11 protein-coding genes are annotated in these 15,981 nt (G+C 64.1%); 7 read left to right on the top strand and 4 right to left on the bottom strand.

The features are described 5' to 3' along the window. Positions 1-30 precede the first annotated feature (30 nt). The 3 genes from ACFVHU_RS06840 to ACFVHU_RS06830 are packed head-to-tail and all read right to left on the bottom strand — an operon-like array spanning position 31 to position 5,031. A complete protein-coding gene (locus ACFVHU_RS06840; protein ID WP_388023379.1) occupies positions 31-1,521 on the bottom strand; it encodes an FAD-dependent oxidoreductase in 1,491 nt (496 codons plus the stop codon). Beyond that, the gene (locus ACFVHU_RS06835; RefSeq protein WP_388023377.1) at positions 1,518-3,653 is read right to left on the bottom strand and encodes a molybdopterin oxidoreductase family protein; all 2,136 of its coding nucleotides are present in this window, start codon (positions 3,651-3,653) and stop codon (positions 1,518-1,520) included. The genes ACFVHU_RS06840 and ACFVHU_RS06835 overlap by 4 nt, the downstream gene beginning before the upstream one ends. A 1-nt stretch (position 3,654) precedes the next feature. Continuing rightward, entirely contained in the window at positions 3,655-5,031 is a 1,377-nt protein-coding gene (locus ACFVHU_RS06830; RefSeq protein ID WP_388023374.1) for an MFS transporter, read from the bottom strand. Positions 5,032-5,500: 469 nt separating this feature from the next. Between ACFVHU_RS06830 and ACFVHU_RS06825 the strand changes: the two genes are divergently transcribed. The 6 genes from ACFVHU_RS06825 to ACFVHU_RS06800 all read left to right on the top strand — a co-directional run bounded on the left by ACFVHU_RS06825 (position 5,501) and on the right by ACFVHU_RS06800 (position 13,321). Continuing rightward, a complete protein-coding gene (locus tag ACFVHU_RS06825) occupies positions 5,501-5,986 on the top strand; it encodes a nucleoside deaminase (RefSeq protein WP_388023371.1) in 486 nt (161 codons plus the stop codon). A gap of 12 nt (positions 5,987-5,998) precedes the next feature. After that, positions 5,999-7,501, top strand: a complete 1,503-nt coding sequence (locus ACFVHU_RS06820) for an NCS2 family permease (protein WP_388023368.1) — start codon at positions 5,999-6,001, stop codon at positions 7,499-7,501. 272 nt (positions 7,502-7,773) lie between these two features. Next, positions 7,774-9,279, top strand: coding sequence for a xanthine dehydrogenase small subunit (locus ACFVHU_RS06815; RefSeq protein WP_388023366.1), 1,506 nt, complete (start codon positions 7,774-7,776; stop codon positions 9,277-9,279). Next, a complete protein-coding gene (xdhB, locus tag ACFVHU_RS06810; RefSeq protein ID WP_388023363.1) occupies positions 9,276-11,609 on the top strand; it encodes a xanthine dehydrogenase molybdopterin binding subunit in 2,334 nt (777 codons plus the stop codon). Before ACFVHU_RS06815 ends, xdhB begins: the two co-directional genes overlap by 4 nt. 2 nt (positions 11,610-11,611) lie before the next feature. Beyond that, a complete protein-coding gene (xdhC, locus tag ACFVHU_RS06805; protein ID WP_388023360.1) occupies positions 11,612-12,430 on the top strand; it encodes a xanthine dehydrogenase accessory protein XdhC in 819 nt (272 codons plus the stop codon). A gap of 126 nt (positions 12,431-12,556) precedes the next feature. After that, complete coding sequence (locus ACFVHU_RS06800; protein ID WP_388023357.1) at positions 12,557-13,321, top strand: hypothetical protein; 765 nt, start codon at positions 12,557-12,559, stop codon at positions 13,319-13,321. A 111-nt stretch (positions 13,322-13,432) separates the two neighbouring features. Here the strand turns inward: ACFVHU_RS06800 and mmuM are convergent, their stop codons facing one another. Beyond that, positions 13,433-14,380, bottom strand: a complete 948-nt coding sequence (mmuM, locus tag ACFVHU_RS06795; protein WP_388023355.1) for a homocysteine S-methyltransferase — start codon at positions 14,378-14,380, stop codon at positions 13,433-13,435. A gap of 130 nt (positions 14,381-14,510) precedes the next feature. Between mmuM and ACFVHU_RS06790 the strand changes: the two genes are divergently transcribed. Continuing rightward, a complete protein-coding gene (locus tag ACFVHU_RS06790; protein WP_388023353.1) occupies positions 14,511-15,959 on the top strand; it encodes an amino acid permease in 1,449 nt (482 codons plus the stop codon). Positions 15,960-15,981 lie beyond the last annotated feature (22 nt).

The raw sequence follows: 15,981 nt of genomic DNA, 5'->3' as shown, positions 1-15,981 counted from the left end.
AACACTGGCAATTCATCCAGTACAGGTCCATTACGCCAAGGCAGGAGCCTTGGCCAACAGCTCTTCGATCTTTGATTTGCACCCACCGCATCCGGTGCCCGCACGGCAGCTTTCTCCCACCTGCGCGACGGTTGTGCATCCGGCATCCACCGCATGGGCCACCTGGCCGTAGGTGGCACCGGAACACCGGCACAGCTGGTCTTCATCGCTGGGGACCGCCGAGATTTGATCCGTTGCCGGATCATCTAGCCGCAGCAGGCTGGAACGGTCTTCAGGCAACGGGGTGGACCGTTCATAAGCCAGCACGAGTTCGGCACTGGTCTGCGGCAAGCCCATGGCCAGGAATCCGGTGACCGCATCCTGACGGGTGACGATCTTCAGGTACCGTCCGCGCGCAGGATCCGCATAGACCGTTGCCTGCAGATCCGTATCGTCCCAATAACCGGCGCTGATATCGCCAGCGGCGGTCAACTCGATGCCTTGGCCCTTGAGCATCAGCACATCGGACGCGGAGAAGTCCGGAGCAGCAAGCGATTCGGACGCAGCCGAACCAGTCAGCTGCAACAATTGCTGGGACAACCACGCGGCTTGAGCCCACCCCGGGGCCAGCAACCCGACCGGCGGCTGACCGGCAACTTCGGCACAGTCGCCCAAGGCGAAAATTCGCTGCTCGGTATCGGCGCAGAGGAATTCATCGGTTTTGATACCACGGCCCACCGGCAACCCGCAGCCCGAGGCCAGCTCTGTTCTGGCTCGCACACCCGTGGAAATGAGCAGGGCGTCCGCCTGGATCAGCCCGTGAGTGGAGGTCGTCAATCCGGCGAACCCTCGCTCATCCTTTTGAATGCCGGTCGCCTTTGCTCCCGAGATCACCTCGACACCTGCCCCACGCAGATTACGCGTCAGCAGCGCCCCTCCATCGGCATCCACGACGCGTCCCAGGGGTGTTGGACCATGATGCACCAACACCGGTTGCGCCCCGGTACCGGCAATGGCTAGGGCTGCTTCAATGCCCAGAACACCGCCGCCGAGAATTAAAATACGTTGGCCCAGACCAATCGATTCGCGCAGCTGATGGGCATCGCCCACCGTGCGCAGGGCGAATACTCCGGTGGGCAGGGCAGCATCAGCATGCGGATCGAAATTCAGGCCATTGAGTGTCGGGATCACAGCCCGGGCGCCGGTGGCGAAAACTAGCCGGTCGTAGGACACATAGTCGTTGGCGCCCAGATGAACTCGGCGGCGTGAACGATCGATGCCGGTAGCCTGCACACCTAAGCGCACCTTGACCCCGGCATCGGCCAGGCGTTGCGGGTCCACCATGCTCAGGTGTTCGAACTCGGCGGCGCCCACTGCCAGTTCGGCGAGCAGCACGCGGTTGTAGGCCAGTTGGTCTTCGGCGCTGATCACCGTTATTTCGCATTGACCGGCCGCAGCCGCGGGCAGCAGCCCCTCAATGAGCGAAGCGGCGACGGGACCGAAGCCAATGATAATAATGCGTTGCGGGCGTTGCTCGTTCATTGTTCCTCTTTCACAGCGCTCAGCGAAACATGGGCGTGCTTGAATTCAGGCATCCTGCTGTGCGGGTCGACCTTCGCCTCGGTCAGCAGATTTGCGGTACCTGACGTCGGGTAGTGGAAGGGCAGGAAGACCGTGTCTAGCCGGGCATCGGCGGTCAGCAGTGCGCGGGCGGTCACTTCACCGCGTTCATTACTGATCACGACCTTCTGCCCTTGAATAATCTGGTGGGCCAGGGCGGTTGCCGGATGAATTTCAAGCCGTGGTTCCGGTGCGGCTTGGGCTAGTTCGGGAACGCGTCGAGTCTGCGCTCCGGACTGGTAGTGCTCAAGCAAGCGTCCGGTAACCAGCGATACGGCCGAGTTGTTCTTCCGTGGCGCCGGCTGGAAATACACAGGCACCAGCACAGCGCGCTGGTCCGCATGGGCGAAACCATCAAGGAACAAACGAGGGGTGCCATTGCGGATGCCGCGCGCGGCGCTCACCTCGGTGCCGGCAGGGCACGGCCAGTAGATGGCCGCCCCGGCGTCGAGGTCATCCCAACGGACCCCCGAGTAGTCCGCCAAGCCACCGGCTGAAGCCAATTTGAGTTCTTCGAAGACTTCTTGGGCATCGGGGGAGAACCGCCCTGGAGCATCCAGGCGTTCGGCGAGCTGGGAGAGGATCCACAGTTCGCTGCGCGCATTTTCTGGTGCTGCCAAGGCAGCGCGGCGGCGCAAGATCCGGCCTTCCAAGTTGGTCATGCTGCCTTCTTCTTCAGCCCATTGCAGCACCGGCAAGACCAGGTCCGCTTGGGCTGCAGTCTCCGAGAGGAAGAAGTCGCAGACCACTAGGAAATCCAGCCTGGACAGTGCTTGGATCACGCGTGACGCATCGGGTGCGGAGATCACCGGGTTAGCCCCGTGGATCATCATCATGCGCGGTCCGCCCGGGGTGCCTAGCGCGTCAAGGAGTTCAACGGCGGGAAGCCCGGGACCGGGGATGGTCTCGGGGGCAACGCCCCAGACGCGGGCTACATGCGCACGGTGTTCCGGGTCGGTGATTTTGCGGTAGCCGGGAAGCTGGTCGCACTTTTGCCCGTGTTCGCGTCCGCCCTGTCCGTTGCCTTGGCCGGTGATGGTGCCGTAGCCGCCAGCTACGGTTCCGGGCAAGCCGAGCAGCAGCGCGAGGTTGATCGCGGCGGTGACCGTATCGGTGCCGTTGGAATGCTGTTCAATGCCGCGGCCGGTGAGTATATAGACCGGCTTGCCGCCGGCCTTCGCTTCGCTGGCAGCCTGGGCCAGTGCCCTAGCGGTATGCCGGATCTGCTCGGCAGGGACGCCGGTGACCTGGGCAGTTCGTTCTGGCCACCAGCTAGCCAGTGAGGCTTTCAAGGAGTCGAAACCGTTGGTGCGTGCCGCTAAGTAGCCGGTATCTGCCAGGGACTCGGACACTAGCACGTGAGCCAAGCCCAGCAGGAGTGGAAGGTCTGTGGCCGGGGTTGGCTGCAGGTGCCAGCCAGCATTATCGGCGCAGAGTTTGGCTGTGGCAGAACGCCGCGGATCAACCACGACCAGGCCGCCGTTCTCACGCGCCCCGGCCAGATGCCGGACAAAGGGAGGCATCGTATCGGCCACGTTGGAACCGAGCATCAGGATCATCCCGGCCCCATCCAGATCGGCCAGTGGGAAGGGCAAGCCCCGGTCCAAGCCGAAGGCGCGGTTGGTGCCAGCGGCAGCCGAGGACATGCAGAACCGGCCGTTGTAGTCGATGCGCGAGGTGCCCAAGGCCAGCCGTGCGAACTTGCCGAGCTGGTAGGCCTTTTCATTGGTCAGCGAACCGGATCCGAAGACCGCTAGTGCGTCGGCTCCGGATTCAGCGCGGATGCTCAGCGCCTTCTGGGCAACTAGATCCAGCGCATGCTCCCAGTCAATCGGGGCAAAACTGCCGTCGGTCTGGCGAAGCAGGGGTGCCTGCAGGCGTTCTGGGTGATCGAGCAGCTTGGCGGCGCTATATCCTTTTCGGCACAGCGCCCCGCCATTGGTTTCGAAGTCGCGGCCCGTCAGGCTCACGGGTTCCGGGTTGTTTGCCTGCCGGTTCGGTTCAAGGGTGATGCCGCACTGCAGGGCGCAGTAGGGACAATGTGTGGCGGTCATTTTAGACTCCGTGCTGGGCGAAACGGGTGCCTGCACGGGCGTAGGTGAACCATGCGGTGGCCATGAGCAGCAGGTAGACAACGATGAAGATGATGAATGCCGCGGTGTAGGCGCCGGTGCTTGATATGGAGAGGCCCAAGGCCTGGGGAATCAGGAAGCCACCGTAGGCGCCAATGGCCGAGATCAAACCGAGGGCTGCGGCCGCCTTGCGGGAAGAGTCTACCTGGCCTGACTGTTTTCCCTCGTCGCTCAGTGCAAAGACTGCAGGGATCATGCGATAGGTCGAGCCATTGCCGATGCCGCTTGCGGTGAAGAGCAGCAAGAACAGGAAGAGGAAAATCCAGAAGTTGGCCCGCGGCAGGCTGAGCACTAGCGCCGCGGTAATCAAGGCCATGGCGGCGAAGGTTGCCACCGTGATGCGTGCGCCGCCGAGTTTGTCAGCGATCTTGCCACCGTATGGACGGGCCAGCGAAGCGACCAGTGGGCCGAGGAAGGCCAGGGTGATGGTTGCGGTTCCCAGCGGCAAGGCTGCGTATTCGGGGAAAGTGTCAACGATCAGTTTGGGGAATACTGCCGAGAATCCAATGAAGGAACCAAATGTTCCCACATACAGTGCGGAGATGATCCACAGGTGCTTTACCTTAAGGCAGGCAACTGCGCCACGAATATCTGAGCGTGCCGAAGTCAGGTTGTGCATGTACTTCCAGGCACCCCACGCGGAGACCAGAATCAGTGGGATCCAGAGCAGGCCTGCCAGCGGAAGCTGCAGCGCCCCGGCGGCGAAGACCGTGACAATGACCGGTACGAGCAGCTGGGCGACGGCCGCTCCCAGGTTGCCGCCGGCCGCATTGAGGCCCAACGCCCAACCCTTGCGGGAAGCGGGGTAGAAGTAGGTGATATTAGCCATCGATGAAGCGAAGTTTCCGCCGCCGAAGCCGGTCAGCGCCGCTAGGCTGAGCATGACCCAAAATTCAGTGGACGGATCATTTAGCGCCAGGGAAATGCCGCCGGCCGGAATCAGCAGGAGCAGTGCGGAAATGACCGTCCAGTTGCGCCCGCCGAAACGGGCAACCATGAACGTGTAGGGGATGCGCAGGGTGGCGCCGACGAGGCTCGGGATGGAGATCAGCCAGAACAACTCGGTGGTGCTGTAGCTGAATCCGGCTACCGGAAGGTAGACCACGACGATGGCGAAAAGCTGCCAAACGCTGAATCCGAGGAACTCGGCGAAGATGGACCACTTGAGGTTTTGGCTGGCAACCGTCGATCCGGTGTGCTTCCAGAATTCTGGATCTTCTGGAGTCCAGTTGCTGACCCAGCGTCCTGGCTGGACCTGTAGTGGCTGCGATGTGGGAGATGCTTCTAGCTGTGCGCTCACGTTACCCGATCCCTTCTCTAACACTTGATGCCTATGAGCTTCTCAAAGAGGTATTTCGCCTAGGTGCTCAGGTTGTTGCGCCGAAGGGAACTTAAATTCACCCGGGGGATCGGTGTGCCGATAGGCGGCTGTAACGTGTTGGAAACCGGAGCGCGGAGCCAGGCGGGTAGTTCCGGGATTCGCGGTGCTGACGGGGAAGAACCACGCCACGCTAGTCGGCGCTAGAGGGAATCAGACGCAATGGCAACACCGCATTTATTGTTCATGATGCGAAAAAGAGATTTCAAAAGAAGTGTTGCATGCGTCACAATCCACTGATAATCTCGTAGCTGTCTATGGCGGGCACCCACCTGATGGGTCGCTATCTACCGGGCATGCAACTGATCGATTTCAGGTGACAAGCGCAACCGGTAGCTAGCGCCAAGCAGCGCGCTGCGGTTCTCTTGTCCAAAGCATGAGGAGCCACGCGATGAGCGTTACTACCACTGGCCAAGACTATCTTTCGATGGCCATCGATATTGCCACCACAAATGTCCACAACGCCGGCGGGCCTTTCGGCGCCGTCGTGGTCACCCCCGACGGCCAGGTCTTCGAAGGGGTCAACCGCGTCACGGCCAACAACGATCCATCGGCGCACGCCGAGGTGGTGGCTATCCGCACCGCGGCCGCCGCTTTGGGGACCTTCGACTTGAGCGGCTGCGTGCTCTACAGCAGCTGCGAACCCTGCCCGATGTGCCTGGCCACCTCGCTGTGGGCCCGCATCGGCAAGGTCTTCTTCGCGGCCAACAGGCATGATGCGGCTGCCGCCGGATTCGACGACGCGGTGTTCTACGACTACTTCGAAGCAAAATCCAACCGCTCGCTGATGCCGGTGAACTGCTTCCAGTCCGAAGGCGGCGAGCACCTGTTGCCGTTCAAGGCATGGGATTCGCAAGAATCCCGGACCGACTACTAAAGGTCCAGGACCATGACCACGACAAGTCGCTTGCCAGCTGGCCTCCAGGGCGCGCAGCGCGGCAGCAAGCCGCGCCGGCCGGGCGGGCCGGGCGGCATCCTGGACGCGTTCTTCAGCATCACCGAACGCGGGTCCACGCTGGCGCGGGAATTGCGCGGCGGGATCGTCACCTTCCTCACGATGGCCTACATCGTGATCCTCAACCCGCTGATCCTCGGCGGATTCAGCGCCGAGGCCGCACCCGTGGATGTGGCCGGCAACTGGCTTCCGGCCGCGCAGGTCGGGGCCATGACCTCGCTGACCGCCAGCGTCATGACCATCCTGTTCGGGCTGATCGCCAACCTGCCCTTCGGCCTGGCCGCCGGATTGGGCATCAACTCCTTCCTGGCCGTCTCGGTGATCCAGGACGTCACCTGGCCCGAGGCCATGGGACTGGTGGTGGTCAACGGCGTGCTGATCGTCCTGTTCGGGATGACCGGGGTGCGTACCGCGATCTTCCGGGCCATCCCCAAGGACCTGAAGGCCGCCATTACGGTGGGCATCGGACTGTTCATCACCTTCATTGGGTTCGTGGACTCCGGCTTCGTTACCCGTACCGCCGCCGGGCCTCCGGTGCAGCTGGGCGATGGCGGGTCGATCGTCTCGATCCCGACCATGGTCTTCGTGGTGGGGTTGCTGATCATGGGTGCGCTGGTGGCCCGCGGGGTGCAGGGCGCGATCCTGATCGGCATCGTGATCTCCACGGTGCTGGCGATGATCGCCGAGCTGGTGTTCAGGATCGGGCCAGCCGGCGCGGATAACCCGCATGGCTGGCACCTGAACATGCCGGTGCTGCAGGGGAATATCGTCTCGTTGCCGGATTTGTCGCTAGCCGGGGACTTCGACCTGTTCGGATCCTTCGGGCGGATCGGCGCGCTGGCGGCGACGATGCTGGTGTTCACCTTGGTGTTCACGAACTTCTTCGATGCCATGGGCACCATGACCGGACTGGCCAAGAATGCCGGTCTGGCGCGCAAGGACGGCACCTTTCCGCGGCTGAAGGCCGCGTTCGTGGTCGAGGGCCTGGGCGCGGTGGCTGGAGGCATGGGCTCGTCCTCCTCGAATACCGTCTACGTGGATTCGGCGGCCGGCATCGGGGAAGGGGCGCGCACCGGGCTGGCTTCGGTCATCACCGGGGTGCTGTTCCTGGGTTCGATGTTCTTCACGCCGCTGACCTCGGTGGTTCCCATCGAGGTGGCTGCCGCGGCACTGGTTCTGGTGGGCACCTTGATGTGCGCGCAGATCCGCGAGATCAACTTCAAGCGGTTCTCCAGCGCCATGCCGGCGTTCCTCACCCTGATCACCATGCCGCTGACCTACTCCATTGCCAATGGCATTGGCGCAGGGTTCATCGCCTGGGTGGTGGTGAACACCGCGGCCGGGCGGTACGCCAAGATCCACCCGCTGCTGTGGGTGGTGGCGCTGGGCTTCCTGGTGTACTTCGCACGGGGCCCGATTACGGCCCTACTGGCCTGAGCTGATACGGGCTATAGTAAGGATCCACTGAGGTGAGGTGGCTCACCTTGATGGTTTGCATGGATGTGAATGATCCGAATTCTGGAGGGTAATCATGGGCGGATGCCTCGCCTGGTCCAAGGGCCAGATAGCGCACGGAAACTGATCCCGCCGCAGCACGCGGCGGCGCCCTGGACGAGCCTGGAACCTCCGGCAGGGCGCCAGATCCCACCCATCATCCAATTCATTCATGGTGCGTCCGGCGATACCCGGGCGCAGGAGGTGTCAACGGCATGAGCGCCGAGGCAACGCAAGAGACAAAATGCCTGGTTACGGTCAACGGAAAGGTCCGGGAATTCGACGGGCCGCCGCATACCAACGCGCTGGATTTCCTGCGCGGGCAGCAATTGATCGGATGCAAGGAAGGCTGTGCCGAGGGCGAGTGCGGCGCCTGCTCGATCCTGGTGGCCCGCAGCGATGGGGAAGGCAGCAGGTGGACGGCGGTCAACGCCTGCCTGCTGCCGGCCGCGGCGCTCGACGGCCAGGAGATCATCACCTCCGAAGGGCTGGGCAGCGTCGCGGCGCTGCATCCGGTGCAGGAAGAGATGGCCAACCGCGGCGGATCCCAGTGCGGTTATTGCACCCCCGGATTCGTCTGCTCCATGGCCGCCGAATACTACCGCCCCGAGCGGACCGCCAATCCCGCAGTCAGCGCGGGTGATGGCGGGGAGCACGAGTGCGGACCGAATGGATTCGACCTGCACGCGCTGTCGGGCAATCTCTGCCGCTGCACCGGATACCGCCCGATCCGCGACGCCGCCTACGCGCTGGGCGAGCCCGAGCCGGATGACCCGCTGACTGCCCGGACCCAGCACCGGGCCCCGGCACCGGTGGCCACCGACATCCAGCGCGCCGATACCCCTACCGGGGACCTGGGCCGCTTCCGCCGGCCGGCGGACCTGGACCAGGCACTGCAGATCCTGTCAACCGAACCGCAGACCGTACTGGTGTCCGGTGCCACCGACTGGGGCGTGGAGGTCAACATCAAGGGCGCCCGCGCCCGCTCGGTGCTGGCCATCGACCGGCTGCCCGAGCTGCGCCAGATCCACTGGAACGAGCGGTACCTTGAACTGGGCTCGGGCTGCACCCTGAGCGAGCTGGAACGCAAGCTCGCCGGGCAGGTTCCGCTGCTCTCCCAGCTCTTCGGGCAGTTCGCGTCAAGGCTGATCCGCAATAGCGCAACCATCGGCGGGAACCTGGGGACCGGATCGCCCATTGGCGACACCCCGCCGGCGCTGCTGGCGCTGGAGGCCGAGCTGGTCCTTTCCAGCATCCGCGGCAACCGGGTGGTGGCGCTTTCGGACTACTTCACCGGCTACCGGCAGACCGTGCGCGAGCCGGGGGAGATGATCACCGCGATCCGCATCCCGTTGCCGCTGGCGCCGCTGACCAGCTTCCAGAAGATTTCCAAGCGGCGCTTCGATGACATCTCCTCGGTAGCCATCGGCTATGCGCTCACGGTGTCGGACGGCATGATCACCACGGCGCGGATCGGGCTGGGCGGCGTGGCCGCGACCCCGCTGCGCGCCGTGGCCACCGAAGCCGAGCTGGAAGGCCAGCCGTGGAACCTGGAAACTATCCGGGCCGCGGCACGCACCATGGGCACCGAAGGAACCCCGATGGATGACCACCGGGCCAGCGCCAACTACCGCAAGGCCATGCTGGCCTCCTCGCTTGAACGGTTCTATGCCCAGCAGCTTGAACGCAGCTTGGAAGCAGGACAGGAGCAGAACTCATGAGCCAGCTATCCCAACGCCCCGACGCTCCGGTAGTCGGCCAGCGCCACCGCCACGAATCGGCGGCCGCGCACGTTACCGGCACCGCGTTGTATACCGACGACCTGGCCGCGCGTCTGGCCGGGGTCCTGCATGCCTACCCGGTGCAGTCCACCTGCGCCCATGGAAAAATCCTGGGCCTGGATGCCAGTGCGGCGCAGCAGGTACCCGGGGTGGTCCGGGTCATCACCGCGAAAGACATCCCCGGGGTCAATGACCAGGGCGCCAAGCACGACGAACCGCTGCTCCCGGTTCACGAGGTCATGTTCTTCGGCCAACCGGTGGCGTGGGTCCTGGGTGAAGACCTGGAAGCTGCCAAGGCCGGGGCCAAGGCGGTGAGCGTTCAGTACGAGCCGCTGGACTCGCTGATCACCATCAAGGACGCGATCGCGGCCAACAGCTTCCACGGAATCCAGCCCGAAATCTCCAAGGGAGATCCGGAGGCAGCCTTCGCGCAGGCGGCCCACGTTTTCGAGGGCGATTTCGAGTTCGCCGGCCAGGAGCACTTCTATCTGGAAACCCAGAACTCGCTGGCGATCGTGGATGAGAGCGGGCAGATCATGATCCACTGCTCCACCCAGCACCCCACCGAAACCCAGGACATCGTCTCGCATGTGCTGGGCATCGGCGCCCACGAGGTCACCGTGCAGGTATTGCGCATGGGAGGCGGCTTCGGCGGCAAGGAAATGCAGCCCCATGGCTATGCCGCGGTGGCGGCCCTCGGTGCGGTGCTCACCGGACGGCCGGTGCGGGTGCGGCTGGACCGCACCCTGGACATGACCATGACCGGCAAGCGCCACGGATTCCATGCAACCTGGAAAATCGGCTTCGACGGGCAGGGCAAGATCCTGGCCCTGCAGGCCCAACTGACCGCTGACGGCGGGTGGAGTCTGGATCTGTCCGAACCGGTGCTGACCCGCGCGATGTGCCATATCGACAATTCCTATTGGATCCCGAATATCAGGGTCAACGGGCGCATCGCCAAATGCCATAAGACCTCGCAGACCGCGTTCCGCGGCTTCGGCGGTCCGCAGGGCATGCTGGTCATGGAAGACATCCTGGGCCGGGTGGCCCCGCAGCTGGGATTGGACGCCCGGGAACTGCGCCGCCGCAATTTCTACACCCAGGGACAGGACACCCCGTACTACCAGCCGGTCCGGCATCCCGAGCGCTTGGAGGCAGCTTGGAGCCAGCTGCTCGGCTCGGCAGGTATCGCCGCGCGCGAGGAGCAGATCGCAGAATTCAATGCCGGGCACGAGCACGCCAAAAGGGCGCTGGCGATGACGCCGGTGAAATTCGGCATCTCCTTCAACCTCACCGCCTTCAACCAGGGCGGCGCGTTGGTGCTGGTCTACAAGGACGGTTCGGTGCTGGTCAACCACGGCGGCACCGAAATGGGACAGGGCCTGCATACCAAGATGCTGCAGGTGGCCGCCACCGCATTGGGCGTGCCGCTATCCAAGGTGCGCATTGCCCCTACGCGCACCGACAAGGTGCCCAATACCTCGGCCACCGCAGCCAGTTCGGGCAGCGACCTGAATGGCGGCGCGGTCAAGGATGCGTGCGAGCAGATCCGCGGCCGGCTCGCGCAGGTGGCCGCCGGAAAATTGGGGGTTCCGGCGCAAGACCTGCGCTTCAGCGGCGGCAGGGTCACCGCGCTGGGCAAGAGCGAATCGCTGGGGTGGGAAGAAGTGGTCAACGCCGCGTACTTCCAGCGGGTCCAGCTTTCGGCCGCCGGCTTCTACCGGACCGAAGGGCTGCATTGGGACCTGTCGCGGATGACGGGCAGCCCGTTCAAGTACTTTTCCTACGGGGTGGCGGCCAGCGAGGTGGAAGTCAGCGGCTTTGACGGCTCCTACGTGCTGCGCCGCGTGGATATCGTCCATGATGTGGGCGATTCCCTCTCGCCGCTGGTGGATCTGGGGCAAATCGAGGGAGGATTCGTGCAGGGGGCTGGCTGGCTGACCCTGGAGGATTTGCGCTGGGACACCTCCGATGGCCCGGGCCGCGGACGGGTGGCCACCCAAGCCGCGAGCACCTACAAGATCCCGAGCTTCTCCGAGATGCCTGACGTCTTCAACGTCAGCTTGCTGGACAAGGCGCATGAGGAAGGCGCGGTCTACGGTTCCAAGGCCGTGGGAGAACCGCCGCTGATGCTCGCCTTCTCGGTGCGCGAGGCACTGCGGCAGGCCATTGCCTCCTTCGGCCGCACCGGGCGTCCGGTGCCGCTGGCGTCCCCGGCGACTCCGGAAGCGGTGTTCTGGGCGATCGAAGCGGCGCGGGAGGAGCGGTAGCCATGCTGTCGTGGATTGAAGCTGTCACCGCGCTGCGCAATGAACGGCGTCCCGCGGTGCTGGCCACCATCACCGCGGTGCGCGGGCATGCCCCACGCGAGGCCGGCGCGAAAATGGTGATTGCCAGCCAGGAGATCTTCGGAACCATCGGCGGGGGCAACCTGGAAATGGCGGCCATGGAACGGGCCCGGCAGATGATCAGCGCGGGCGGGAACCAGCCGCAGAGCATCACCATGAAGCTCAGCGACAAGGCCCCGGCCAAGTACGGCAGGCAATGCTGCGGCGGCGAGATCACGGTGCTGCTAGAGCCCTTGCCGGTTCCTGCCACGGTGGCGATCTTCGGGGTGGGAAATGTGGGAATGGAATTGGCCCGCATTCTCGCCCGCCATGACCTGGAGCTGCATCTGGTTGATTCGCGCCCGGAATTCCTGGAGGACCTGCCGGCCCTTGAACCGAGCGTGGCGCGGATCCATTCGGCGGTGGCGGTGCTCGGGGAGCAGGTGCTCAGCTGCCTGCCGGAGGGAACGCACGTGCTGATCATGACGCACGATCATGCCGAGGATTTCCACCTGTGCGATGCCGCGTTGCGCCACCCGGGCTTGGGATCGATTGGATTGATCGGGTCGAGTGCCAAGTGGGCCCGCTTCCAGAAGAATCTGCGTGCCAGCGGCTTCAGCGACGAACAGATCGCGGCGATCCAGTGCCCCATTGGGATCGAGCAGGTGCGGGGCAAGCAGCCGGCGGTGATTGCGGTGTCCGTGGCTGCCGACTTGCTGGCGAGGATCACGTCCGGGGCAAAGCAGCCGGTGCGCAGCGCCTAGATGCGGGGCCGACGGGCGATTATGAGAATTGTCTAACGTGGGGAACAAGGAGCAATGCCGGGGAGTTTAAACAGGGGAGAGCGGTGCTTCGTGCACCGCGCCCGCAACGTCTAGGAGGCCAATTCCATGTCCATGTTCGACAAGCTGCTGCGCAAGGGCAAGCAAATGGCCGGCGAGTACGTCCGGGAACAGCTCAACCAGCGCGGCTCCAATAGCAATCAGCGCGGCTCCAATAACCAGCAACGCGGCTACCAGCAGAATCCCGGCGGCTACCAGCAGCAGCCGCAGCACCAGAATTACGGCGAGCGCGGCTACGGCAACCAGCCGGCCTCGGCACCGTCGCGCGAGGATCAGGCCGCGATCGAGAAGTACCGCTACATGCTCCGTACCGCTCCGCCGCAGGATATGGAACGCGCCCACGCCGAGGCTTTCGCCCGGCTGACCCCGCAGCAACGCGAACTGCTGCATCATGAACTCTCCAAGCAGTTGCCGCCAGCAGAACGCCCGATGAGCCAGGACCCAAGGGACCTGGCCCGTTCGGCAACCCGCGCGGAGATGTCGCGTCCCGGGTTCATGGACAAGATCTTGGGTTCCGGCGGCAAGGGACGGGGCATGGGCATGGCTGCCGGCGCGGCCGGCGGCTTGGGTGTTGGCCTGCTCGGCGGCGTGGCAGGTGCGTTCATCGGCACGGCCATTGCTGGACCGCTGCTTGATGGTTTCGCCGGTATCGGCGAAGAGTTCGGGTCCATGGCCGAGGGCCTGGGCGATACCGTATCCGGTGCCGGGGAACAGCTCTCCGCGGCCGGTGAAGGCCTGGGCGGCCAGGCCGAAGGCATGTTCGGGGACTTCCTCGGCGGTGCCGGTGGGGACTTCGGCGACTTCGAGTTCTAGTAACTGGTCCCAGCCGGCAGCAACTGCGTGTTGCTGCCGGCTTTTTCGCGCACTGTCCAGGGCTACGGACAAGCCGCTGGCTCAGCGGAAGCCGAAGTGCCTGGAAGGGCTTTAGCCGAGCTGGACGGCTTCGCGGACCCGGGTGATCTGTCCCGGGGTGACCTGGCAGCAACCGCCGATCAGGCGAGCGCCTGCGGCCACGAGTTCGGGAACCGCTCCGGGCAAATCATTGCCTTCAGTTCCTGGGACCCACACACGAGCTTCGTGGTCCCAAATTTCTCCGCTATTCGGGTAGGCCGACAGCGGCAAGCCGGTTTCTTCTCCCAGGATCTGCAACGCGGCCACCGCTTGGGGTACCGGGCAGCAGTTCACGCCGACTGCGTCCCACACGCCGGATTCCTGAACGATTCCGGCTACGACTCGAAGATCGGTGCCATCGCCCAGAACCACTCGGCCTTGGTCATCGGCGCGCACCGCAAGGCTGAGCAACGCCGGGAGCTGCAGCTCACGAGCCAATACGGTCAATGCTTCTGCTTCTGCCAGGCTTGGCACGGTTTCAAAGATGACCAGATCGGCACCGGCGTCAGCCAGGATTTCCAAGCGCTTGCGGTGCCAATTGGCCAGCTCGGAGGCCGTCTTGCGATAGGCGCCGTCGTATTCGGTCCCGGCGCCCGGTCCGGCACCGTAGGGACCCACCGAGGCGGCCACCCAGCGTGCTGCGTCCGCGCTCCCAGCGCTGGAGGCTTCTCGCGCCAGGCGCACGCTGGTGCGCAGCATTTGTTCCATCTTCTGCTCGGAGCCCACCTGAGCCAGGCCGTCATAGCTGACCTGGTAGGAGCAGGTCGTGGCAACTTGGGCGCCGGCAGCGAAAAAGTCCTGGTGTGCCGCGCGGACCTCTTCGGGGCGGTCCATGAGGATCTGCGCTGACCACAGGTGCCCGGTCACGTCATTGCCGCGATCGGCCAGATGGGTGCCGAGACCGCCGTCGAGGATGATTGGCGGGCTGCCTTCGGCGCGCAATGCGTCACGGAAATTGCTGGGGTGGTTTGGGGTATGCACGTCATCGAGGGTACACGCCGAGTGCTTGGATGACCGACCTTGACGCTGTGTGACCACAGATGACATGCCCGTCCGGGACTGCCGTCCAAGCTCGATATCCTGCAAGCGCATTCATTCCACAAGGAGCCCCATGACCGAGAGCATCGTCAGCACCAACGAGACTGCACCAGCCGATTCCGGACTGCTAAGAACCATGACCTCGCGTCATCTGGTGATGATCGCTTTGGGCGGGGTGATCGGTTCGGGCCTGTTCGTTTCCTCCGGATACACCATTGCCCAAGCCGGGCCGCTGGGCGCGGTGCTGGCCTATGCAGTCGGAGCCTTGGTGGCCTACATGGTGATGAGCGGGCTGGGAGAGCTATCGGCGCGGCATCCGGTGGCAGGAGGATTCCATGCACACGCCACCCGTGATCTTGGACCAGCGTGGGGTTTTGCTACGGCGTGGCTCTACTGGCTGTGCTGGGCGGTAGCCCTGGCCAGCGAATTCACCGCAGCCGGGCTGCTGATGCAACGTTGGTTCCCCTCGATTTCCGTCTGGGTCTTCTCACTGGTTTTCGCTGCTTTGCTGTTTGCGCTGAATGCGACTTCATCGCGGGTCTTCGGCGAAACCGAATTCTGGTTTGCGCTGATCAAGGTGGCGGCGGTGCTGCTGGTGATTGTCGTTGGCGCCGCCACGATCATCGGCATCAACCCGGCCAGTGACGCCGGCGTGATTGGCCTGTCCAACTTCAGCACCGAAGGGGGACTGTTCCCTGCGGGGATTACCGGAGTACTGCTCACCGTCCTCTCGGTGTTCTACGCATTCAGCGGCACCGAGCTGATCGGCGTAGCGGCCGGCGAGGCGAAGAACCCGCAGCTGAGCATTCCGCGGGCCATCCGCACCGCCGTGGTTCGCTTGGCGGTGTTCTTCATCGGTGCCATCGTGGTCGTAGCCGCAATTATCCCGTTTGCCGAGGCTGGCGCGAATGAAAGTCCCTTCGTCACGGTCCTGGATGTCGCCGGCCTGCCAGCCGGTGCGGACATCATGAACTTCGTGATCATCACCGCCCTGCTCTCGGCAGGCAACTCCGGACTGTACTCATGCGCTCGCATGCTGCATTCCATGGGAGCCGCAGGCCAGGCGCCCAAGGCCCTGTCCAAGACCAACAGCAGGGGCATTCCGATGCTGGCCCTGAGCCTGTCGATCCTCGGCGGACTGGTATCGCTGTTCTCCAGCTTTATCGCGGCGCAGTCGCTCTTCATGGCTTTGGTATCCATTGCCGGGTTTGCGGTAGTAGCGGTGTGGATCGTGATCTGCGCATCGCACCTGTCGTTCCGCCGGCACTACGTTGCCCTGCATGGATCCACCGATTCCCTGCCCTATCGGGCACCGTTGTTCCCGATTCTGCCGATCATCGCCTTGGTGCTGCTTGGCGCTTCGCTGGTGGGCGTGGCTTTTGATCCAGTGCAGCGTCCAGCACTGTACTTCGGTGTCCCGTTCACCCTTGCCTGCTTGGCCTATTACCGCTGGCGCCATGGCGCTGGGGTGTTCAGCCCGCAGCGTGAAGGGCAAAGTGCGGGATCGTTCGCGGGAAACTGAACCGGCGCAGAGTCCGTCGGCC

The organism is Glutamicibacter sp. NPDC127525, from assembly GCF_042672105.1.
Taxonomy (GTDB): domain Bacteria; phylum Actinomycetota; class Actinomycetes; order Actinomycetales; family Micrococcaceae; genus Glutamicibacter.
This window is presented reverse-complemented; position numbering and strand designations above follow the sequence as displayed.